General features: G+C 68.2%; 19 protein-coding genes. 11 read left to right on the top strand and 8 right to left on the bottom strand.

Annotated features, from left to right (window positions below; translation table 11 throughout):
* The 3 genes from J2W23_RS23550 (at position 1) to J2W23_RS23540 (ending at position 3,409) form a co-directional block, all read left to right on the top strand.
* Positions 1-1,410 carry an alpha/beta hydrolase family protein gene (locus J2W23_RS23550; protein WP_307650472.1) on the top strand — a complete coding sequence of 470 codons (1,410 nt, stop codon included), beginning with the start codon at positions 1-3 and terminating at the stop codon, positions 1,408-1,410.
* Positions 1,411-1,525: 115 nt separating this feature from the next.
* The gene (locus J2W23_RS23545) at positions 1,526-2,431 is read left to right on the top strand and encodes an SDR family NAD(P)-dependent oxidoreductase (protein WP_307650471.1); all 906 of its coding nucleotides are present in this window, start codon (positions 1,526-1,528) and stop codon (positions 2,429-2,431) included.
* Positions 2,432-2,518: 87 nt separating this feature from the next.
* The gene (locus J2W23_RS23540) at positions 2,519-3,409 is read left to right on the top strand and encodes a LysR substrate-binding domain-containing protein (protein WP_307650470.1); all 891 of its coding nucleotides are present in this window, start codon (positions 2,519-2,521) and stop codon (positions 3,407-3,409) included.
* Positions 3,410-3,637: 228 nt separating this feature from the next.
* Here J2W23_RS23540 and J2W23_RS23535 read toward each other — a convergent pair whose 3' ends face one another.
* Genes J2W23_RS23535 through J2W23_RS23525 form a run of 3 tightly spaced genes read right to left on the bottom strand, consistent with a single transcriptional unit; the run spans position 3,638 to position 6,978 of the window.
* Entirely contained in the window at positions 3,638-4,999 is a 1,362-nt protein-coding gene (locus tag J2W23_RS23535) for an MmgE/PrpD family protein (RefSeq protein ID WP_307650469.1), read from the bottom strand.
* Positions 5,000-5,011: 12 nt separating this feature from the next.
* Positions 5,012-6,175 carry an acyl-CoA dehydrogenase family protein gene (locus tag J2W23_RS23530; RefSeq protein ID WP_176661520.1) on the bottom strand — a complete coding sequence of 388 codons (1,164 nt, stop codon included), beginning with the start codon at positions 6,173-6,175 and terminating at the stop codon, positions 5,012-5,014.
* 17 nt (positions 6,176-6,192) lie between these two features.
* On the bottom strand, positions 6,193-6,978 hold the full coding sequence (locus tag J2W23_RS23525; protein ID WP_307650468.1) for a citryl-CoA lyase: 786 nt from the start codon (positions 6,976-6,978) through the stop codon (positions 6,193-6,195).
* 106 nt (positions 6,979-7,084) lie between these two features.
* On the opposite strand from J2W23_RS23525, the gene J2W23_RS23520 reads away from it, so the two are divergent.
* Genes J2W23_RS23520 through J2W23_RS23510 form a run of 3 tightly spaced genes read left to right on the top strand, consistent with a single transcriptional unit; the run spans position 7,085 to position 11,933 of the window.
* Positions 7,085-9,403, top strand: coding sequence for an acyl-CoA dehydrogenase (locus J2W23_RS23520; protein WP_307650467.1), 2,319 nt, complete (start codon positions 7,085-7,087; stop codon positions 9,401-9,403).
* 43 nt (positions 9,404-9,446) lie between these two features.
* Positions 9,447-10,433, top strand: a complete 987-nt coding sequence (locus J2W23_RS23515; RefSeq protein WP_307650466.1) for a Bug family tripartite tricarboxylate transporter substrate binding protein — start codon at positions 9,447-9,449, stop codon at positions 10,431-10,433.
* A 3-nt stretch (positions 10,434-10,436) separates the two neighbouring features.
* Positions 10,437-11,933: a class I adenylate-forming enzyme family protein gene (locus tag J2W23_RS23510; protein WP_307650465.1), complete on the top strand. Its 1,497-nt coding sequence runs from the start codon at positions 10,437-10,439 to the stop codon at positions 11,931-11,933.
* On the opposite strand, the gene J2W23_RS23505 is transcribed toward J2W23_RS23510, so the two are convergent.
* Complete coding sequence (locus tag J2W23_RS23505; RefSeq protein WP_307650464.1) at positions 11,896-12,363, bottom strand: nuclear transport factor 2 family protein; 468 nt, start codon at positions 12,361-12,363, stop codon at positions 11,896-11,898. The genes J2W23_RS23510 and J2W23_RS23505 overlap by 38 nt on opposite strands.
* A gap of 196 nt (positions 12,364-12,559) precedes the next feature.
* Here J2W23_RS23505 and J2W23_RS23500 point away from each other — a divergent pair, with 196 nt between their 5' ends.
* Together J2W23_RS23500 and J2W23_RS23495 are read left to right on the top strand one after the other, a co-directional pair.
* Entirely contained in the window at positions 12,560-12,739 is a 180-nt protein-coding gene (locus J2W23_RS23500; RefSeq protein WP_013539873.1) for a DUF3606 domain-containing protein, read from the top strand.
* A gap of 167 nt (positions 12,740-12,906) precedes the next feature.
* Positions 12,907-13,584, top strand: coding sequence for a hypothetical protein (locus J2W23_RS23495; protein ID WP_176661514.1), 678 nt, complete (start codon positions 12,907-12,909; stop codon positions 13,582-13,584).
* Here J2W23_RS23495 and J2W23_RS23490 read toward each other — a convergent pair.
* On the bottom strand, positions 13,530-14,753 hold the full coding sequence (locus tag J2W23_RS23490; RefSeq protein WP_307650463.1) for a DNA topoisomerase IB: 1,224 nt from the start codon (positions 14,751-14,753) through the stop codon (positions 13,530-13,532). The genes J2W23_RS23495 and J2W23_RS23490 overlap by 55 nt on opposite strands.
* Positions 14,754-14,867: 114 nt before the next feature.
* Here J2W23_RS23490 and J2W23_RS23485 point away from each other — a divergent pair, with 114 nt between their 5' ends.
* Entirely contained in the window at positions 14,868-15,914 is a 1,047-nt protein-coding gene (locus tag J2W23_RS23485; RefSeq protein ID WP_307650462.1) for a purine-nucleoside phosphorylase, read from the top strand.
* Between the two features lie 6 nt (positions 15,915-15,920).
* On the opposite strand, the gene J2W23_RS23480 is transcribed toward J2W23_RS23485, so the two are convergent.
* From J2W23_RS23480 to J2W23_RS23470, 3 genes are all read right to left on the bottom strand, one after another.
* Complete coding sequence (locus J2W23_RS23480) at positions 15,921-16,601, bottom strand: TIGR02117 family protein (protein WP_176661511.1); 681 nt, start codon at positions 16,599-16,601, stop codon at positions 15,921-15,923.
* Positions 16,602-16,611: 10 nt separating this feature from the next.
* On the bottom strand, positions 16,612-17,853 hold the full coding sequence (gene dinB, locus J2W23_RS23475; protein ID WP_307650461.1) for a DNA polymerase IV: 1,242 nt from the start codon (positions 17,851-17,853) through the stop codon (positions 16,612-16,614).
* Positions 17,854-17,917: 64 nt separating this feature from the next.
* Complete coding sequence (locus J2W23_RS23470) at positions 17,918-18,535, bottom strand: YiiX family permuted papain-like enzyme (protein WP_307650460.1); 618 nt, start codon at positions 18,533-18,535, stop codon at positions 17,918-17,920.
* 61 nt (positions 18,536-18,596) lie between these two features.
* On the opposite strand from J2W23_RS23470, the gene J2W23_RS23465 reads away from it, so the two are divergent.
* Together J2W23_RS23465 and tssI are read left to right on the top strand one after the other, a co-directional pair.
* Positions 18,597-19,160 (top strand): putative glycolipid-binding domain-containing protein, encoded by a 564-nt coding sequence (locus J2W23_RS23465; RefSeq protein WP_307650459.1) that lies wholly within the window; start codon positions 18,597-18,599, stop codon positions 19,158-19,160.
* A 198-nt stretch (positions 19,161-19,358) separates the two neighbouring features.
* Positions 19,359-22,241 (top strand): type VI secretion system Vgr family protein, encoded by a 2,883-nt coding sequence (gene tssI / locus J2W23_RS23460; RefSeq protein ID WP_307650458.1) that lies wholly within the window; start codon positions 19,359-19,361, stop codon positions 22,239-22,241.
* The last annotated feature ends 33 nt before the right edge of the window (positions 22,242-22,274 follow it).

Below are 22,274 nucleotides of genomic sequence, written 5' to 3'. Positions count from 1 at the left end.
ATGTCGATGCTGGATGGCGCGATCGTCACCGTTGCGGTCGTCCTCGCCCTCGTGGCGGCGGCGACGCGGCGGATCGGCGCGCGCGCCATCGCGGCCATGGGCGCAGCGCTGCTGGTCGCCTGCCTTGTGCAGGTCTTGCGCGAGGGCTTCCATGGGCAGTACGCAGCCATCTGCGCACTGCTCGCGGCGCTGCTGGTGCTGGCCTGGCGGCGCAGCCGGCCGCCGCAGCAGCAACAACGCGCGCTCGCATGGCTGGGGCGCGGCGGTGTGGCGGCGCTCGCGTTGGTGGCGTTGCTCGCGTGGACTTTCGTTCCGGTGCCGGCGCTGCCCGTGCCGGCTGGCCCCTATGCGGTCGGCAGCCAGGTGTTCCGGTGGACCGACCCCGATCGCGACGAACCCGCGACCGACGACCCGCACGACCACCGCAATGTCGTGGTGCAGGCCTGGTATCCGGCCGAAGCCGGTGAAGAAGGCTCGCGGCCCGGCTACATCGACGGCCTCGGGCGCCTGCCGGCCTGGGTGTCGCTGATCCCCGGCCTCGCGATGCGGCGCTACGACCGCATCGACACGCATGCCCGCACCGATGCGCCCGTGGCCACGCAACGCGCGCGCTGGCCGGTCGTGCTGTTCTCGCCAGGCTATGGCGCATCGCGGGCGTTCTATTCGGGGCTGCTGGCCGACCTCGCGAGCCGCGGCTTCTTCGTGCTCGCGCTGGACCATCCCTATGAGGCCCCCGTCGTGGAACTGGCCGATGGCCGCCTGGCGACGCCCATCGAGCGCTTCCTGCCCGGCGACCCGGACCGCACGCGCTACATGAGCGCGCTGCAGGGCGTGCGGGCGGCGGACCTGCGCTATGTCGCCGACCGGGTCGGCCGGCCGGACGCGTTCGGCGCGCGCCTGTCGCCGCGGCTCGATCCCGGGCGCATCGCCGCGATCGGGCATTCCTTCGGCGGCGCCAGCGCGGTCGAGGCGGCCATGGGCGATGCGCGCATCCGCGCCGTCGCCAACCTCGACGGCACCCTGTACGGCCGCGCGGCCACCGATCCGATGCCGGTGCCGTTCCTGCTGCTGGAAAGCGACCACCGCGAGACCCGGCATTCGCAGAACTACCTGCAAGGCAACCTCGCGCTCGTGCACCACCTGCGCGCGGGCGGCTACCGCTACCAGATCGCCGAGGCCAACCACTACAGCTTCACCGACGTGCCGCTGTACCTGTCGGCACCGGCGCGCTTCGCCGTCGCCATGTTGATCGGCGGATCGCGCGGGCCGGCCCGCAGCCAGGCTGCCAGCAACGACGTGCTGGCGGCGTTCCTGCAAGGGCCGCTGCTGGACGCGCCCGGCGACGTCGATGCGGCGGCGGCGCGGCATCCGGGGCTGCGCGGCGGCGCCATGCCCGCCGCACTGCACTGACGGCGTTTCGCGAAGCCCCTCTTCGGAAATCAGAAACCCGCTCCGCGCCCCCTGTGGCATTCTGGGTCGAGCCCGCGAATCCGCGGTCGAACGAATATCCGGAGCAGAGACAAGAATGGTTGAAGGAAAAGTGGTCGTCGTCACCGGCGCGGGCGGCGGCATCGGGCGCGACATCGCGTTGGCCATGGCGAAGAACGGCGCGAAGGTGGTGGTCAACGACATCGGCGCCGCGCTCGATGGGGCAGGCGGAAGCGCCGGCCCTGCGCAGCAGGTGGTAGATGAAATCCGTGCCGCGGGCGGCGAGGCCGTGCCCAACACCGACAGCGTGGCCGATGCCGCCAGTGCCGCACGCATCGTCGAGTGCGCCGTCGAAAGCTTCGGCCGCATCGACGCGGTGGTCAACAACGCGGGCATCCTGCGCGACCGCTTCTTCCACAAGATGTCGGTCGATGAATGGGACGCGGTGCTCAAGGTGCATCTCTACGGCGCCTATTACGTGAGCCGCGCGGCCGCGACGCATTTCAAGGAACAGAACGCGGGCGCGATGGTGCACATGACCTCGACCTCGGGCCTCATCGGCAACTTCGGCCAGGCCAACTACGCGGCGGCCAAGCTGGGCATCGTGGCGCTGTCGAAGTCCATCGCGCTGGACATGCTCAAGTTCAACGTGCGCTCCAACTGCATCGCACCGTTCGCCTGGAGCCGCATGATCGGCGCGATTCCCACCGACACCGACGAGCAGCGCGCCCGCGTCGACAAGATCAAGCAGATGACGCCCGCCAAGGTCGCGCCGCTCGCGGTGTACCTCGCGAGCGATGCGGCGAGTGCGGTCAACGGGCAGATCTTTTCGGTGCGCAACAACGAGATTTCGCTCATCAGCCAGCCGAGGCCGTTGCGCTCGGTGCATCGCTCCGAAGGCTGGACGCCGCAGAGCATTGCCGAGCACGCCATGCCCGCGATGCGCGCGAGCTTCTACCCTCTGGACCGCTCGGCGGACGTGTTCAGCTGGGACCCTGTTTGAGGACATGAGGACAAACCCGCAAGCGGGTGCGGGCGGCGCCATTCGCCGGACAATGCGCGTTCCTTTCGCTTCCTCCGCGTCCGCCCGGTGAACCTGCACTTCGACCTGTTCGACCTGAAACTGTTCGTCTACGTGGCGGACGCGCGCAGCCTCACGCGCGGCGCGGAGAAGGCGTGCATCTCGCTGGCCGCCGCCTCCACCCGCATCAAGCAGATGGAGGAGGCCGTGGGCGGCAAGCTGCTGCACCGCAGCGCGCAGGGCGTGAGCCTCACCGCGGCGGGGCAGGCGGTGCTTTATCACGCCAAGCGCGTGATGCAGCAGATGGAGCACCTGCGCTGCGACATGCAGGACTTCGGCAAAGGCATCAAGGGCCATGTGCGCGTGTTCGCCAACACCACCTCGATCACCGAATACCTGCCGCAGAAGCTCGCGGGCTTTCTCACGCAGCACCCGGCCGTACAGGTGGACCTGCGCGAATACCTGAGCGAGGAAATCGTGCGCGCGGTGGCCGATGGCGAGGCCGACATCGGCATCCTCGCGGGCGACGTGCACACGGGCGATTTCGATGCGCGTGCCTTCGGCAGCAACCAGCTCGTGCTGGTGGTGCCCAGGACGCATCACCTGGCCGGCGCGCCTTCGGTGGCCTTTGCCGACACGCTCGACGAACAGCACGTGGGCCTGCACCATGGCAGCGCGATCCATCGCTTCCTGCAGCGGCGTGCGGAGCTGGCGGGGCGCGGTTTCAATCCGCGCATCCAGGTCAGCAGCTTCGAGGCGATCTGTTTGATGATCGAAGCGGGCGTGGGCGTCGGCGTGCTGCCGGCCTCGTCGGCAGAGCGGCTATCGATGGCGATGCGGATCGCGACCGTCGCGCTCAGCGATGCATGGGCCGAGCGCGAGCTCAAGCTCATCGCGCGCAATCGCGAGCAGCTCCCGGCCTCGGCGCGCGAGCTGTTTGATCATCTTGTCGCGCGATAGCTCTGCCCGGTAGCAGAAGCCGCCCGGTCTGCGGTGCGGCGCAGCCAGCCCCACTGCGCCGGCCCTTCGGGCTTCCCTGCGGTGCTCGCGTTTCGCGGGGTCTCGCAGAACTCGCTGCGCTCAGACAGCTGCGAGCCCTGATCCGCTAAACGCTGCGCTCCTCGGCGGCGCAGAGGGGCCGGCTGCGCCGCACCGCAGACCGGGCTCGATTGGGTTTTGGGGCCGTCGTCAGGGGAGCCAGCGGCCGACTTCTCGTGCGTCGGCGAGTTGCCAGATGCGCTGGCACATTGCCTTGGCCTCGTCGGCCGTGGCGCCTTCGCCATAGTGCGCGAGGCGCTGCATCTTGTCTTCGATCTCCGCGCGGTCCAGGCTGTTGCCCGGATCGCCCTTGGGCTCGTCCACACGGCCCTGCAGCGTGCGGCCGTCGACGGTTTCGACGCTCACCTTGCCGATCCAACGGGCGGGGTAGGCGGTGTCGACCTCGGGGTCGAGCTGCATCGTGACCTTTTCGCGGAAGCCCGCGACATCGGGCGCGAGAAAGTCGCGGTCGAACTCGCCGAGGCCGGCGCGGCCGTGTACTGCGATCAGGCCGAGCACCGTGCCCATCGAGAACTTGCCCTGGTGCACCGTCGCGGGCACGGTCACGCGGCCCAGCACATCGATGGCGCCTTGGTGCACATGCGTGGTGACGTAAGCCACGTCGCTGTGCTTCAGCTTGTTCTGCGTCATGACCTGCAGCAGTGCGTCGGCGGCGGGATGCGTGTGGCGGCAGGATGCGTGGTACTTGAACGAGGTCTCGGCCAGCGTCCAGCGCGTGCCGAGGCCATCGGTGAGCTTCGCCGGGTCGGCATCGCTCGACATGCCGACGCCGAGGCCCTGCGCGCCTTCGAGAATCTTCGCTGCGCCGGTGAAACCGTCTTGCGCGAGGTATGCCGACATCAACCCGCTCGATGCGGCATGCGCGCAGTGCAGTTGCTTGGAGTCCGCGGCATCGCGCAGGAACTCCCACACGCCGGCCGATTGCGTCCCGGCCGATCCGAACGCATGCAGCATCTGCTGCGGCGTGAGGTCGAGCAGGCGGCCGACCGCTGCCGCAGCGGCAATCGTGCCCGCCGTCGCCGTGGTGTGAAAGGTCTTGTAGTGCGAGCGCCCGAGGAATTCGCCGACGCGAATGCCGACTTCGTAACCCGCGACCACGGCGGTCAGCAGTTGCGCACCACTCGCGCCGATGCTCTGCGCCACGGCGAGCGCCGGCGCGATGACCACGGCGGCCGGGTGAAACACCGAGCCGTTGTGCACATCGTCCTGCTCCACGAAGTGCGAGGCTGCGGCATTGACGAGCGCTGCGAACAGCGGCGAGCTGGTGTGGCGCGAGGTCAGGATTTCGCTCGGCCCATCGGCGGGGCCCATCATTTGCGCGAAGCGCTCGATGCTGCGTATCGGCCGTGCGGTGCGGGCTGCGAGCACCGAGCCGAGCCAGTCGAGCATCAGGTCTTCGGTGCGGCGCAGCACGGGGGTGGGAATGTCCGCGAACTTCAGGTCGGCGGCGAAGGTGGCGAGCACCTTGCTCGGATGATTCGAATCGGTCATGGAGGTGTCCCTTCAGAACGAGCGAGGGAGGCCGAGCATGTGTTCGGCGACATAGCTCAGGATGAGGTTCGTAGAGATCGGCGCAACTTGATACAGCCGGGTCTCGCGGAACTTGCGTTCGATGTCGTATTCGCACGCGAAGCCGAAGCCGCCATGGAATTGAAGGCACGCATTGGCCGCCTCCCAGCTCGCCTTGGCCGCGAGGTACTTCGCCATGTTGGCCTGCGCACCGCAGGGCTCGTGCGCGTCGAACAGGCGGCAGGCTTCGTAGCGCATGAGGTTGGCTGCTTCGATCTCGATGAATGCCTCGGCAATCGGGAACTGCACACCCTGGTTCTGGCCGATGGGGCGGCCGAACACCACGCGCTCCTTCGTGTACGCCGTCACCTTGTCGATGAACCAGTAGCCATCGCCGATGCATTCGGCCGCGATCAACGTGCGCTCGGCGTTGAGGCCGTCCAGGATGTACTTGAAACCCTGGCCTTCCACGCCGATCAGGTTTTCCGCGGGAATCTCCAGGTTCTCGAAGAAGAGCTCGTTGGTCTCGTGGTTGACCATGTTTAGGATCGGCCGCACCGTCATCCCCTTGCCAATGGCTTCGCGCAGGTCGACGATGAAGATCGACATGCCCTCTGATTTCTTCTTCACGTCCGCGAGCGGCGTGGTGCGCGCCAGCAGGATCATCAGGTCCGAGTGCTGGATGCGCGAGATCCATACCTTCTGGCCGTTGATGACGTAGCGGTCGCCTTTCTTCACCGCGGTGGTCTTGATCTTGGTGGTGTCGGTGCCCGTGCTGGGCTCGGTCACGCCCATCGACTGCAGGCGCAGCTCGCCAGTGGCGATGCGTGGCAGGTATTCGCGCTTCTGCGCCTCGCTGCCATGGCGCAGCAGCGTGCCCATGTTGTACATCTGGCCGTGGCAGGCGCCGGAATTGCCGCCGCAGCGGTTGATCTCTTCCATGATCACCGAGGCTTCGGTGAGGCCGAGGCCCGAGCCGCCGTACTCCTGGGGGATCAGCGCGGCCATCCAGCCGGCCTTGGTGAGGGCATCGACGAACTCGGCGGGGTAGCCGCGGGCCTCGTCGATCTTGCGGAAGTACTCGTTGGGAAACTGTGCGCACAGGTCGCGCACGGCGTCGCGGATGTCGGGAAAGCTCTTGTCGTTGGCGTTGTTCATCGCTCGTTGCTTTTTCTTCAGTCCTGGCGGGGGCCGCCGGCTTCCTTTTCCACGCGCTGCCAGATCTCGATGGCCATCGGGTCGTCGATCTCCTCCAGGATGTGGCCCACCAGGCCGATGGCGCGCGCCATCACGCCGATGCCGCGGATGATCTTCCAGGGAAAGCCGAACTCCGCGGCAATCGCGCCGATGGCACCGGTGGCGTTGATCGGCAGCGACTTGCCCGAGACGCGCTCGGCCTCTTCCTGCACCGCCTGCATCAGCGCGACGTAGTGGGTGGACAGGCCGTTCTCGGCCGCGATCTGGAACAGGCGCGGCGTGCGCGGGTCGATGGGCTTGTGCAGCGGATGTCCCAGGCCCGGCACGATCTGCTTGCGCGCGCGGAAATCGGCCACGATGTCCTTCGCCATGTCGGGCAGCGGGCGGGACGGCTTCTCGCCGAAGGGAATCGCCTCGTACAGCAACCTGGCCGCGCCTTCTGTGCTGCCGACGAACACGGTGCCCAGGCCGCACAGGCCCGCGGCGACCGCGGCCTGCAGCGCTTCGGGGGCGCCTGCATAAGTGAGGCGCGCGGCCAGTGCGCTCGGCGTCACGCCATGCTCGACCAGGGTGACGGCGATGGCGTTGAAGGTGACTGACTCCTGCGGCGTCGGGATGCGCCCCGTGAGTTCCAGGAAGGCCATGTCGCCCAGGTTCAGGTGGCCGAGGATTTCCGAGGGCAGGTCGCGTCCGCGCACGGTGATCTTGTCGGGGGTGCTGTGGCCCAGTTCGGTGTGCAGGGATTTCTTGATCTTGGTGGTCATGCGCCGAATCTAGTCCCGTCCCGCGCGAGGCGGCTCCGTGATTGCGAAACCCTCCCTTCGGCAAATGCAAATGCCGCCCGCCGGGGTCTTCTGCCACGCTGCGGCCATGGATATCGAATCACTCTCGGCAATGCGCGAAGCGGCGCTCGACTACTTCGTGCGCAGCGGCGCCACCCAAAGACGGCGCGCGTTGATGGAGCGGCCCGGTGCCGACGAAGCAGAGGGCTGGAGCGCACTCGCCGAACTGGGCTGGACGGGCATGCTGGCTCCCGAATCCGCGGGCGGCCTGGGGCTGGAGTTGGATGGCGCGGCGGAAATCCTGCGTGCGGCCGGCGAGCACGCGGCGCCCGAACCGCTGTTGGCCGTGGCCGGTCTCAGCGCGCTTCTGCTGGCGCGGCTGGATACACCTGCCGCCCGCGCCTTGCTCGCCCACCTGATCGCGGGCCGCAGCCTGCCCGCACTGGCATGGCAGGAGAGCGCGGGCGACCTGAGCGCGGTGCCGCTCGCCTGTGGTTGCGAAAGGCGCGCAGGCAGCGTGCTGCTGCAAGGCGAAAAGCTCATGGTGCTGCCCGGCGCGGCCGCCAGCGGCTGGCTGGTGTCGGCGCGCGGCGAGGACGATGCGGTGATCCTCTGGGTGCCGCGCGGCACCGAAGGCGTGACTGAAACGCCGATGCCGCTGGTTGATGGCGGACAGGCATCGAGCCTGCGCTTCGAGCAGGTCGCGTTGCCGCCCGATGCGGTGCTGGCCGAAGGGCCGGCCGCGCAAGAGGCGCTGCGCCATGCGCTCGCGGCCGGCCAGATCCTGCAGGCGGCCGAGCTTCTTGGCGCGGGGCAGGCGATGCTGGCGCAGACGCTGGCCTACCTGCGCACGCGCTCGCAGTTCGGCAAGCCCATCGGCAGCTTCCAGGCCTTGCAACACCGCTGCGTCGATATGTTCATCCATCTCGAGGTGGCGCAGGCCACGCTGAACGAGGTGCTGGCGTTGGCGAGCACCGGGTTGCCGGTGGAGCGGCTCGAAGCCGAGGCGAGCCGCGTCAATGCGCGCTGCACGGCCGCCGCGCTGCAAGCCTCGCGCACCTCCGTGCAGTTGCACGGCGCCATCGGCTACACGCAGGAATGCGACCTGAGCCTGTTCTACAAGCGCGTGCTGTGCCTCTCGGCGTGGCTCGGCAACGTCACCGCGCATCAACACCGGCATGGCCTGCTCGCAGGCGAAGGCGAAGCGACGACAGGCACTGCCGCATGGACCGGCGAGTTCCCCCGCACCGCCGACTGGTCCGCCATGCCCGAGGCCGAGTTCCGCCGCATGGTGCGCGGCTTCCTGCAGCAGCGCTATCCGCAGGAACTGCGCTATCTCTCGCACCGCGCGCGATGGAGCGAGATGCGCGACTGGTACCTCACGCTGTCCGCGCAAGGCTGGATCGCGCCGGCGTGGCCCGAGGCGCACGGCGGCATGGGCCTGCCGGCCGACAAGCTCATCGCGTGGATCGAGGAGCTGGAGCAATACGGCGTGGCGCGCGCGCCCGACCAGGGCATCGTGATGATCGGGCCGCTGCTCATCCAGCACGGCACGCCCGAGCAGCAGCAGCGCTTTCTGCCGCGCATCCTGAGCGGCGAGCACGTCTGGTGCCAAGGCTATTCGGAGCCCAATGCGGGCTCCGACCTCGCGGGCCTGCGCACCGAGGCCATCGCGGGCCGCGACGCCGAAGGTGAACACTTCATCGTCAACGGCCAGAAGATCTGGACCACGCTTGCGCAGGACGCCAACCACATCTTCATGCTCGTGCGCACCGACAAGGAAGCGCGCAAGCAAGAGGGCATCAGCTTTCTTCTGTGCGACCTGCGCACGCCGGGCATCACGGTGCGGCCGATCCACACGCTGGCGGGCGAGCCGGAGTTCTGCGAGGTGTTCTTCGACAACGTGCGCGTGCCGGCCGGCAACCTCGTCGGCCAGCTGCATGGCGGCTGGACGATCGCGAAGGCGCTGCTGGGTTTCGAGCGCATCTTCCTCGGCAGCCCCAAGCAGTCGCAGTACGCGCTGGGGCAGCTTGCACGGCTCGCAGAGGCGCGGCGCCTGTTCGCCGAGCCCGTCTTCGCGCAGCGCTTTGCGGCGCTGCGGCTCGATGTGGCCGACCTGACCGCCGCCTACACCAGCTTCGCCAACATCGTGCGCGCCGGCAAGCCGCTGCCCGCATCGGTGTCGCTGTTGAAGATCTGGGCGAGCGAGACCTACCACCGCATCGGCGCCTTGCTGGTCGAGGCCGGCGAAGAGCAGGGCGCGGTCGCCGGCGACCAGGTGCTCGACGGGCAGACTTTCAACGTGCTGTCGCCGCTCATCGGATCGACGGCCGCAATGATCTACGGCGGCACCAATGAGATACAGCGAAACATCCTCGCGCGGCAGGTGCTGGACCTTCCGGCCTGAGCGATGCGAGCGCCGAAGAAATAAACAACAGGAGACAACGCTCATGGAATCCCTCGACCTCACCCGGCGCCATGCCGTCGCTGCGCTGGCGGGCGGCGCATTGCTGTCCGTGCTGCCCTCGCGGGCGTTCGCGCAGCAGGCGCTGCCACCGCTCATCAAGCTCGTGGTGGGCTATTCCGCGGGCGGGCCGGTAGACGGTGCGGCGCGGCTGCTCGCGCCCGCGCTGAGCCAGGAACTCGGCACGCAGGTGATCGTCGACAACCGCCCCGGCGCGGGCGGCTCGCTCGGCGGCAATGCGGTCGCCAAGTCGCCGCCCGATGGCGCCATGCTCTTCCTCGGCGCGAGCCCGACCATCACGATCAACCCGAACGTGCAGCGCAACATGCCGTTCGATCCGATGAAGGACCTGACGCCCATCGCGCCGCTGGTGGACTACACCAACGTGCTCGTGGTCAACAAGGATCTGCCGGTGCGCAACGTGGCCGAGCTCCTGGCCTATGCGAAGGCCAAGCCCGGCAAGCTGTTCTACGGCTCGGCCGGTGTGGGCGCCTCCAACCACCTGAGTGGCGCGCTGCTGGAGAAGATGACCGGCGTGCAGTTCACGCATGTGCCCTACAAGGGCAGCGCGCCCGCGCTCGCCGACGTGATGGCGGGCACGGTACCGATGATGTTCGACATCATCGCGACCTCGCGGCCCTTCATCCAGTCGGGGCGCCTGCGCGCGCTGGCGGTCACATCGCGGCAGCGCAACCGCATGCTGCCCGACGTGCCGACGATGATCGAATCGGGCGTGGCCGACTACGACGTGGGCGGCTGGTTCGGCCTCTACGGCCCGGCGCGCATGGACCCGGCGCTGGTCGCGCGCATCAACGCCGCCGCGCTCAAGATGTTGGCGCGCGAAGACATCGCGAGCCGGCTGCGCGAACAGGGCTACGACGTGTGGTCGGGCGGGGCCGATCTGCTGGCGACCAAGGGCCAGTCCGACCGCAAGCTCTGGGCGACGGCGTCCAAGGGCATCGAGGCGGAATAGCCGATGCATCGCATCCACAGCCTGCTGGAAGAACGCGCGATCCGCACGCCGGAGACCGTTTTCCTTTTCGAACCCGGCGGCACCACCACCTACGCGGCGTTGCAGGCGATGGCCGACACGGCCGCGCAAGACCTGCTGGACGCCGGCGTGCGCCCGACCGACCGCGTGGTGCTGGTCGCCGAGAACTGCGCCGCGCACATCGCGCTGTTGATGGCGTGTAGCCGTGTTGGCGCATGGTCGTGCGGCGTGAATGCACGCATGTCGCCGGGCGAGATCGCCGCCATCGTCGAGCGTGCGGATGCGCGCCTGTGCTGCTTCACGACCGGCTCCTCGGCCGCCGCGCGCCAGCATGCGGAGCGCGCAGCCGCGACGCCGGCCGGGCTGCCGGGCGTCATGTACTCGGCGCCGCGTACCGAAGCACAGCCGGAGCCCGATGCGGCGCTGGCCGACACGGCCGCGATCATCTTCACCTCCGGCACTTCGGGCACGCCCAAGGGCGTGATGGTGTCGCACCGCGGCCTGCTGCATTTCGGGCGCGTGTCGGCGGCCGTGCGCGCGCTCGACGGGCACGACCGCGTCTACGCGTTCCTGCCGATGACGCACATCTTCGGCATCGGCACGGTGCTGATGGCCGCGCTCACGGGCGGTGCGTCGCTGGTGCTGCGCGGCAGCTTCTCGCCGGCCGACATGCTGCAGGCGCTGGCGCACGAGGAGGTGTCGAACCTGCTCGGGCCGCCGACGATGTACGCGCGGCTGATCGCGCACATCGAGGCCGAGCGCGTGGTGCCGCGCTTTCCGCGGCTGCGCTACGTGTACACCGGCTCCGCGCCGCTCGACCTGGCGCTCAAGCAGCGGGTGGAGCGCCTGTTCGGCCAGCCGCTGCACTACGGCTATGGCCTCTCGGAATACGCGGGCTCGGTGTTCCTCACGCGTACCGAGGCGCCGCGCGCGGACACCGCGGCCGGGCATGCGGTCGAGGGCGGCGAGGCGCGCATCGTGGGCATCGACGGCAAGGATGTGCCGGCGGGAGACACGGGCGAAATCTGGCTGCGCGGCCCCGGCCTGATGCTCGGCTACTTCCGCGACGCAGCCGCCACCGCGCAGGTGATGCGCCCCGGCGGCTGGTATGCCACCGGCGACCTCGGGCGCTTCGGCGACGACGGTGCGCTGTTCGTGGTCGGGCGGCTGAAGGAAATGATCATCCGCTCGGGCTTCAACGTGTATCCGGCGGAGATCGAGGCGGTGATCGGCCGCTTCGAAGGCGTGCACCTGTGCGCCGTGGTCGGCGTGCCGGAGGCCGACGGCAACGAGCAGATCGTCGCCTTCGCCGAGATGAAGCCCGGCGCCTCGCTCGACGAGGCTGCGCTGCGCGCCTACCTGGCCGAACACCTCTCGCCCTACAAGCGGCCGGCCCGCATCGAGGTGATCGATGCCATGCCCACCACCGCCAACGGCAAGCTGCTCAAGCGGGAACTGCAAGCGCGGGCCCGGCAGCCCTGAGGTCGGCGGGGAGGTCGCCGATGACGATGCGGCGGCCTTTCTGCGTGTCCATGTACTCGCGCATCCGGGCGATGCGGCCTTCGCGCAGTTCGAGGATGAAGCAGTAGTCGTTGTCGTAGCGCCGGCCGTTGGCGAGCATGGCCTGCAGGCGCATTTCGAGCACCACGGTGTCGCCGTCGCAGAGCAGCTGGGTGAAGTCCACCGAGACGTCGGCCACGAAGAGCTTCGGAAACTCTTCGACGAGGAAGCGCACGATCGTGTCGGGTCCGATCATGTGGTCGGTGAAGCCGAGGGCCACGCCGGTGGCGTTGTCCTTGGGCGCGAGCCATTCGGCATCGTTGGTGAACGCGGCGCGGATGCGCCCTGCGTCGCGGCTGGCGAACGCCTTCCATGCCTCGGTGACGGCGCGCTTGTTCTGTTCGGGTGTCATGCTGTGTTGCGCTCGTGGGAGTGAAGGAGCGGCCGACGATAGGCGCGGCGCCCCGTGCGGGCGCGCTGCTTCCGGACATCTCCAGCCTCTGCGGTCCGCACCCTCGGATTTATCCTGCAAGGAGGTGCGCTGCCGTCCGCCAGCCGGGCGCCTGCGGACGCTGCATCGTGGGGGCCTTCAACGAGGAATCCACACCATGGCCGATGACCTGAGCAAGCGCGGACCGCAGGATGCAGCCCGCATCAATGTCAATGAATCCCACGAGGTCCGCTACTGGACGCAGACGCTGGGCGTGACCGAGGCGCAGTTGCGCTCGGCCGTCGCCGCTGCGGGCGTCGAGGTGAAGGACGTGCGCACCTACCTCGGAAAACCCTGAGACGCGGAATGTGGCGGCGCAAGGCGTAGGCACGCTCCTACATCGGGGCGGGGAGGGGCGCACGATACTCTTTGCCTTGTTTCCCGCCCTTCAGGAATTTTTCCCGTGACCACGTCTCCAGCCGCCCTCCGCCGTGTGGGCTGCGCCCCGACCAGGGCTGCAGCGCAATGAAGTCCTCGCCCGGAGCGCGCAGCTGGATCGCTGCCGGCGTGCGCCACGAACTGCTCACGCGCGCCCTGCCGGCCCTGCGCCACGACATGGCCGCGCCCGTCTCGGTGGTGCGCATGGCGGTGCTGATGCTCAAGCGCCAGGTGGCCGCCGATCCCGTCGATCGTGCCGCGTGCGAAGAGCGCGTGGCCCTCATCGACAACCAGGTGTCGGAACTGGTGGACGCCATCCGGTCGCTGCGCGATTGGGAGCTGGCCACCACCGACGACGGCATCACCCGCAGCGCGCTGGTGGCGCAGGGCGTGAACCTGATGCGCTCGGCCTTCGACCTGCACGGCGTGATGCTCGATGTCGATGCCGCGCTCGACCCGCAGGAAGACGAGGCCCGCTGGCCCGCCGCGGCCGCGCTGCGCTACCTGTTCCTGGGGGCGCTCGGCTACCTGCACGACGGCGCGGCCGAAGCCGGCGCGATCCGCGTCGAGCCGGTCGGTGCCGATGCGCTGCGCCTCGTCGCGATGCCGCGCGAAGCCGGTGGCGTGAACCCGGTGCTCGATGCGCACCGCGCACCGCGCGCGCTGGCCATCGATGCCGTCGCGCTGCAGAACCTCGCCGAGGACATGGGCTACGCCATCGCGCTGGAAGGCGAGAGCGTGCGCTTTGCGCTCGCGACCGGCTGAGGTTTTCTTCGCGCACCGGTGCGGCGTTCGCGGATTTGCGCCTGGCGGTGCGTTCGCAGGAACGCCAGCAGCCGCCGCTCCGCCGCATACAACCCGCGCGAAGGCTTGGCGATGGTGCGACCCGCGATCTTCTCGAAGAGCGCGGTGGCCGCATCTTCGTCGTCGTTCGCGAGCGCGCTGCCCAGCGCCAGCACGGCCGGATGCACATAGGCTTTCTTGCAGACGGCCGGTGTGTTGCCCAGCTGCTTGGCGACCGCAGCGAGGATGTCCTTGGCGCTGTAGCGGCCGCCGTCTGCGGCGATGCGGCCCGGCTCGCATGCCAGGCGCGTGAGTTCCAGCGCCTGCACCGTGCCGTGCCAGGTGCGGAAGTCCTTGGCGGTGAAGCGCTCGCCTTCGGCGCCTTCCGCGGCGTCGGCGATGTAGTCGTTGACGTCGGTGGACGAAATACCGCGCAGCTCGCCCTCTTCGTCGGCGTACTGGAAGAGCGCCTGCCCGGGCAACTGCTGGCATTGCCGCACCACCTTCGCCACGCGCGGGTCGTCGAGCTTCGCCTCGTGCATCACGCCGCTCTTGCCCTTGAAGCGCAGCCTGAGCGCCGTGCCCTGCACGGCCGCGTGGCGGTTGCGCAGCGTGGTGAGGCCGAAGGAGCCGTTGCTGCTCGCGTATTCCTCGTTGCCCACGCGCAGCAGCGTGGTGTCCAGCAGGCGAACCAGTGCGGCGAGCACCTGGCTGCGGCCGGGCGCCTTCCGGCTTTTTTCGGGCTGCAGGTCACGCGCGACGCGGGCGCGGATGCGCGGCAGCGCGAGCGCGAAAGCCTCCAGGCGGTCGAACTTGGTCTCGTCCTTCATCACGCGCCAGTCGGCGTGGTAGCGGTACTGCTTGCGGCCGCGCGCGTCGATGCCGGTGGCCTGCAGGTGGCCGTTGGGCAAGGGGCAGATCCATACCTGCGTGTAGGCCGGCGGAATGGCCAGCATGCGGATGCGCGAGAGCTCGTCCACATCGCGCAGCCAGCGGCCCTTCGCATCGCGGTAGCGGAAGCGCTCGCCATGCTTCAGACGACGGATGCCGGGCATGTCGGGGTTCACGTAGACGAGCCCGTTGGCGATGGGCGTGGGTTTCGAAGGTGCCTTGGCGGGCGGTCTGGGAACGGGCGAAGTGGAGGCCGGCATGGGGTTTGCGTCTGGAGGTGCATCCGCTTGTGCCAGCATCGACAATCGCCCGGTGTAGGACGCCGCAAGCTGTTGGTGCCTCCCTTCCACTTATCTCTCTCCGCCCGAAAAATCATGCTTTCTCGTTGGACCTCTCTCTCTGCCCGCTGGTCGGCGCTGTGCGCAGCGGCGCTGCTCGCCACGGCCTGTGCTTCCACCTCGCCTGCACCGGCGGCATCGGCCGCAACGGCCGCGCCCGTCAAGGTCAAGGTGTTCGTCGCCGCCATGTTCGAGATCGGCCAGAACACCGGCGACCGCGCCGGCGAGTTCCAGTACTGGTACGAGCGCTACTGGAAGGGCGCCAGGCCCATGGCCGTGCCCGGCGCACTGCAGCCCGTGTACTGCAACGCCGACGGCGTGTGCGGCGCGGTGCTCGGCATGGGCAAGGTCAATTCGTCCTCGTCGATGCAGGCGATCCTGCTGAACCCGCAGTTCGATTTCTCCGAGGCCTACTACGTGATCTCGGGCGTGGCCGGCACGCCGCCTTCGCGCGGCACCATCGGCGAAGTGAGCTGGGCCACCTGGCTCGTGGACTACGACCTCGGCCACCGTTGGGCGCCCGAGGAGAACAAGGCGGGCGAGCCGACCTTCATGCCGCGCAAGGGCTACGAGGACTACCGCCGCTTCAAGCTCAACCCCGACCTCGTCGGCTGGGCCATGAAGCTCTCGGCCGACACGCCGCTGAAGGATTCGGAATCCGCCCGCAAGTACCGCCTGCGCTACCCCGACGCCGCGGCGCGCCGTGCGCCCTTCGTCGGCACCGGCACCCACATGACGGGTGACACCTTCTTCCACGGCCCGGGCATGTCGAAGCAGGCGCAGTACATCGCCAAGCTCTACGGCGCCGACGACTACGTGATCACCGAGATGGAAGCCGCGGCCATCACCCTCGTGATCAAGCGCACCCACGGCACCGACCGCGTGATGAGCCTGCGCGGCGCGGTCAACTTCGACCAGGGCAACCCGAAGGAAAGCACGCTGCAGCACCTGGACCCGGCACCGGGCGAGACGGCGGGCGGCTTTGCCGAGACGGTGGAAAACATCGCGCTGGTCGGCACGCGCGTGGTGGACCACATCGTGAAGAACTGGCCGCAGTGGCAGGCCGGCGTGCCGAAACCCTGAGCGGGTTCAGGGCTGCGCGGGCTGCAGGTGCCAGGTCACGGTGAAGTCGAAGGGCGTCCAGCGGCCGGTCTTGACGCCCGCGCTCCGCAGACCGCGGCCGGTCCAGGTGTTGCAGGTCTCGAAGAGGTTGTAGCCGCCTTCGGCTTCGTAGAAGGCATCCTGGTTGTCGTAGTGCGCGCCGGCAATCGGCGTTGCGCGGCCTGAAGGCAGCGACGCGCGCACGTAGGCCACGAGCTGCGCGTACTGCGCCTGCGAGAGCGGCAGCTTGTAGGCGCCGCGCCGCATCTGCGCACGCTGCAGGTACGTCACATGCATCAGCGCCCGATTGCCGCCCGCGAGCGCACCGAAGGCGCGCGCGGCGGTCAGGTCGGCCCAGGTGGGCGTGTGCAGGTAGAACTCGCGGTCGCCCCAGCCGATGGCGATGAATTCGGCATCGGGCGGCACGGCCTTGAAGTCGGCAAGCGGAAAGAACTGCTGCCAGTCGATGGTCGAGGAGCGGACGGGAAACACGAGGTCGGTGTGCACGCCGTTGCTCAGCACCCAGGCTTCGACGGCGGGGGCTTCCGCGGGCGGCTTTGCATGGGCCGGCCACAGCACCAGCGCAAAGGCCACGACCCCATACAGCCCGACCGCAAGCACGAACCCCAGCAGCGTGAATGCGATGCGCCGGAGCCAGCGTTTGATCACGACGGCCTCTTCAGAAGAGCGACGCGGTGGTCGCCGCCGGCTCTGCGGTCGAGCGCGCTGCGCCCGTGGGCGCCAGCGCCTCCGGGCTACCCGCCTTCGCCAGCGCGCCCACGCGCACACCCAGGAGGCGCAGCGGCCGCTCCAGCGGCACGCGCTTCAGGCACTGGCCGCCGACCTGCCGGATGGTCTTGCCGTCGTCGGTGAAGCGGTCGATGGTCTGGTCGCGCGTGGCGATCCTGAAATCGTCGTAGCGCAGCTTGATGCCGATGGTCTTGCCCACGTAGCCCTTGCGCTGCAGGTCTTCGGCCAGCTTCTCGCACAGGTGCGTGAAGATCGCGCCCAGCTCGGCGCGGTCGCGCACCGCGTGCAGGTCGCGGTCGAAGGTGGTCTCGCGGCTCATCGAGACGGGCTCGCTCTCGGTCACCACCGGCCGGTCGTCGCGGCCCCAGGACACCTCGTGCATCCACGCGCCGGTGGCCTTGCCGAAGTTCTGGATCAGCCAGTCGCGATCGCGTGCTGCGAGCTGGCCCACAGTCTCGATGCCGAAGCGCTTCAACTTCTCGTCGGCCTTGGGGCCGATGCCGTTCACCTTGCGGCAGGGCAGCGGCCAGATGCGGGTCTGCAGGTCGTCTTCGTAGACGACCGAGATGCCGTTGGGCTTGTTGAACTCGCTCGCCATCTTGGCGATGAGCTTGTTGGGCGCCACGCCGATGGAGCAGGTGAGGCCGGTGGCGTCGAAGATCGATTTCTGGATCAGCCGCGCCAGCGAACGCCCGCCGTCGCGCTGGCCGCCGGGCACGTCGGTGAAGTCGATGTACACCTCGTCCACGCCGCGGTCTTCCATGAGCGGCGCAATCTCCAGGATCACCTGCTTGAAGGCGCGCGAGAAGCGCCGGTATTCGTCGAAATCGACCGGCAGGATCAGCGCCTGCGGGCACAGCTTGGCGGCCTTCATGAGCCCCATGGCCGAGCCGATCCCGAACTGGCGCGCGGGATAGGTGGCGGTGGTGATCACGCCGCGGCCCGCGTAATCCTTCAGGCGAGGAAAGGCCTCGATAGGAATGTCGGCCAGCGTGCCGCCTTCGGGCAGGTTGCGGATGGCCTCGTCGACGCTGCGGCGCCCGCCGCCGATCACCACCGGCAGGCCCTTGAGCTGCGGATAGCGCAACAGCTCGACCGACGCGTAGAAGGCGTCCATGTCGAGGTGGGCGATGCGGCGGATCGGGCCTGTCGAGGGGGGTGGGGAACTCACGGAAACGATTGTCTCGCGGCCGGAGGGGTTTCGCCCGCCGAGGGGCACAGGAATCGGTGGTCGATCAGCGCGTTTCGACGGTCACGAGCAACGGCGAATCGAACATCGCCACCGGCGAGATCACCGGCTCGTCCATCGGCACCTTGTCGCCGTAGCGCTCGCGCATCTTGGCGCGCACGGCCGGGTCGCCGAGGTTGAATTCGCGGATCTTCTGCAGCTCGCCGATGCGCACGCCCAGCGCGCGCTGGTAGAGCTTCCACACGAGCTCGGAGCAGTAGATGCGGCCGTCCGACCATTCGAAGGTCAGGTCGTAGGGGCGGCCCGCGAAATCGGCGGTGCGCGCGTGCAGGCGGGCCACGGCGCCGGGTGTCAGCAGTTTGTCGGCATCGCGCAGGCGCTTGACCACGTAGTGGCCGCCGTTGCCGCGCGCCGTCCATTGCGCGAGCGGCGTGTAGCGCACGGTCGAGACCGCCTCGAAAACGTAGGGCTTGCCGTCCCGCATCAGCACGATCCCCATGTGGCTGTAGCGCGAGCCCGTGGCGCGCTGCACGGCCACGCTCTGGGCCGAACGCGAGGTGTGGAAGACGATGTCGCCGTCATTCAGCGTCACCGCATGCACAGCGCCGCTTGCCGACAGGATGGGCAGAAGGGCGAGGAGTGCTGTGGAAAGGGCCTTCATCATGCGGGGCATTTTGAACGATGGCGCTTGCGCAGCGCAGCATGCCGGTGCCATCATCCGCGCCATGCAAACCGTCGCCTCCATTCTCTGGCGCAGGCTCGATGCACCGGGCCACGACGCGTGCCGGCTCGAGCGCAATGCCTCGGCCTGGCAGCTCGATGGCGCTGCGGTTTTCCGCCAGGAAGGTGGCCGCATCGCCCAGTTGCACTACAGGGTGCGCTGCGACCTGCACTGGCACACGCAGTGGGGCATGGTGCGCGGCTGGCTCGGCGACTCGGCCATCGAGCTGTCGATCGCACGCGACGCGCACGGCCACTGGAAGCTCAACGACGAGGCCGTGCCCGACCTGTCGCACTGCGTGGACCTCGACCTGGGCTTCACGCCCGCGACCAACCTGCTGCAGCTGCGAAGGCTCAATCTCTCCAAGGGCGAAGGCGCCGATGCGCCGGCCGCCTGGTTGGATATCGATGGCGGCGGTGTGTTGAGCGAACTGATGCAGCGCTACGAGCGGCGCAGCGAGAGCGAATACGCCTATGTGGCTAAGCGCTTCGACTACGAGGCGGTGCTGCAGGTCACCCAGGACAGTTTCGTGAGCGACTACCCGGGCCTTTGGGTCGCCGAAAGCTAGCAATTCACACGAGCGCGGGACGAGGTGCCTTGTGCCCTCAGAGTGCGGGCGTCAGGCGCGGTTTGCTCCCTCTGCTACAAATTTTTCACACCTCGCTGCCCCCCGTTGCACGCGTGAGCCCTGGTTGACCATTGTTTGCAACGGTGCAGTTCCAGCTGCCAGAGACTGCCGGACCGTCGTTCCTCCGAGGTCCTGGAGATGTCTCGAACCCTTGCCGTTGCCAGCTGCGCCATTCCCGATTCGCTGGAGCCCGTGCGGCTCTCGGGTCGCGAGGGCATCAGCAGCTTGTTTGAATATGAACTGCTGCTCAAGACTCCGGATGCGCTCAACTTCAGTTTTGGCGCTGCGGCGGACATCGATCTCGACAGTTTCATAGGCCGGGAGGTCAGTTGCCGGATCGGCCTCGACGGTGCGGGTGAGCGACAGATCAACGCCCTCGTCACCGATGCGCAACTGTGGGGCGAGGAAGGCCGCCACATCCAGTACAAGCTCACGCTGCGCCCCTGGCTGCACCTGGGCACGCTGAGCAGCGACTGCAAGATCTACCAGAACAAGACCGTCGTCCAGATCCTCGATGAATTGCTGGCGGACTATGCATTCCCCATCGACAAGCACTTGAGCGAGACCTACCCCGTTCGGGACTTTCAGACGCAATTCAACGAGAGCGACTTCGCATTCTTCGAGCGCCTGTGCCAGGAGTGGGGGCTGAACTTCTACTTTGCGCACCGCGAAGGCAAGCATCGCCTCGTGCTCACCGACAACATGGGAGCGCACGCGCCGATGGACAGCGTTGCGTACCGACAGATCGAGTACCACGCACCCGGCTGGAAGGTCGATGCCGAGTACATCAGCAGTTTCGTTCCCCACCACCAGCTCACCAGTGGCAAATACGCCAGCCGCGACTACGACTACACCCGCCCCAAGGCCGATCTGAGCGTCAAGCACGCCGATCCCCGTCCCACCGGACAGGCCGATCAGGAGATCTATCAGTGGCACGACGGCCGCGCGGGCAACCATTACGCGCAGCCCCGCGCCGGGTCCACGGGTTCGGGTGCCAACGAGCCTCATGCAGAAGGCAATCGCCTTGCCCTGCTGCGCATGCAAGCCCTGCGCACGCAGGGCGCACGCGCCAAGGGCAGCGGCCAACTGCGCGGCATGGTCCCGGGCTTCACCTTCCAGTTGCAGAAGCACCCTCGCGAAGCAGCCAATATCCAGTACCTCGTGCTCGACAGCCAGTTCCTCATCGAGAACGTCGCGCAGGAGAGCCAGGGCCCGGAGGCTGCAGCGCACCGCAAGCAGCAATGGCGCGTCGAGGTCGATTTCACGGCCCATCCCCTCACCGAGCCGCTGCGCCCGGAACTGTCGCGGCACAAGCCGTACACGCAAGGCCCGCAGGTCGCGCTGGTCGTCGGTCCCGAAGGCGAGAACCTGTGGACCGACGAGCTGGGCCGCATCAAGGTCCAGTTCCCCTGGGACCGCCTGGGCCGAAAGAACCAGCATTCCACCTGCTGGCTGCGCGTGAGTTCGCCGTGGGCCGGCAACCAGCTGGGCGGCTTGCATGTGCCGCGCATCGGCCAGGAGGTGATCGTCGATTTCATCGGCGGCGACCCGGACCTGCCCATCTGCACCGGCCGCGTGCACAACCAGATGAACCTGCCGCCCTGGGAATTGCCGGGTCAAGCCGCACTGTCGGGCTTCAGGAGCCGGGAACTCGTCAAGGAAGGCGGCAACAGCGCGGGCGGGCGTTCCAACCACCTGGTCCTGGACGACACCGACCAGAAGATCCAGGCGCAGCTCAAGAGCGACCACCAGAGCAGTTCGCTGAGCCTGGGCCACGTCACGCGCATCGACAACAACGCCGGTCGCCAGGATGCACGTGGCGAAGGTTTTGAATTGCGTACCGATGCGCACGGCGCCATTCGGGCCACGCAGGGCCTGCTCATCACCACTGAAGCGCGTCCCAACGCCAAGGCGCATTTGCTGGACAGCGGCGAGACGCGTCAGCGTCTGGTAGAGGCTCGCGACCTGCACGACGCCGGGGCGCAGGAGGCGCAGAAGAACAAGGCCCAGGAGGGCAACGACCAGACCGCAGTCGCCAAGGCACTCCAGGAGCAGAACGATGCCGTCAGGGGCGAAGGTGCAGCCAATGTCGAGGCCGGCCAGTTCCCGGAGTTGGCCCAGCCGCACCTGGTGCTGGCCAGCCCCGCCGGCATCGAGACCACCAGCCAGTTCAGCACGCACATCGCCAGCGTCGAGCACACGGCGATCACCAGCGGCAAGCACACCAGCATCACCAGCGGCGACAGCCTGCTGGGCGTGGCCCTGCAGGCCATCAAGCTCTTTGCGGCGCAGAAGGGCATCAAGATCGTTGCCGCCCAGGCCGACATCGACATCCAGGCGCTGAAGACCTGCATCAATCTCCTGGCCAAGGACGAGATCACCATCCGGGCCGACAAGATCCGGATCGAGGCCAAGACGGAATTGCTGATCAGCGGTGGCGGCAGCTACGTCCGCTACAAGGGCGGCAGCATCGAGAGCGGCACCACCGGCCCGCATGTCCAGCATGCCAGCGTCCACAGCATGGTCGGGCCCACCAGCGCAAGCCGGCCGGGCCTGCCGGACGGATTGAAGCCGGGCAAGGGGCAACTGGAGCTCACGCACCGCTATGCCAACAACCACGGGTTGAAAGGCGCGAACTACAAGGTCACGGATTCGGCTGGGCAGGTCAAGACCGGCAAGCTGGACGACAAGGGCTTTGCGGCTGTCTCGGGGCTGGTGCCGGGTGGCGCGCGTATCGCGTTGGGCGAAGACCCGCGCAATCCATGGGACGAGGCCAGCTATTTCGGCAACCCCACCTGGCCGCCCAGGAAGACCGACGGCACGGCGGAAACGGAAACCGCCCCTGCAAACGACATGCTCGCCGGCCTCGTGAAACGGGTCAACGGTGGAGCCGGCACAGCCATCGGCGGCATCGCCAAGGCCGCTGCGGCATCCGTCGCAAACAACGCGATTGGCGACAGGGCCGGCAAGGTCGTGGCGCGACTGCCGCCGGGCGTGGTGCTGCCTCACGCCACGGTCTGACGCATCGAACGCGCGCAGCGCGTTTCCGTACAA

This window comes from Variovorax boronicumulans (assembly GCF_030812215.1).
GTDB classification, from domain to species: domain Bacteria; phylum Pseudomonadota; class Gammaproteobacteria; order Burkholderiales; family Burkholderiaceae_C; genus Variovorax; species Variovorax boronicumulans_C.
This window is presented reverse-complemented; position numbering and strand designations above follow the sequence as displayed.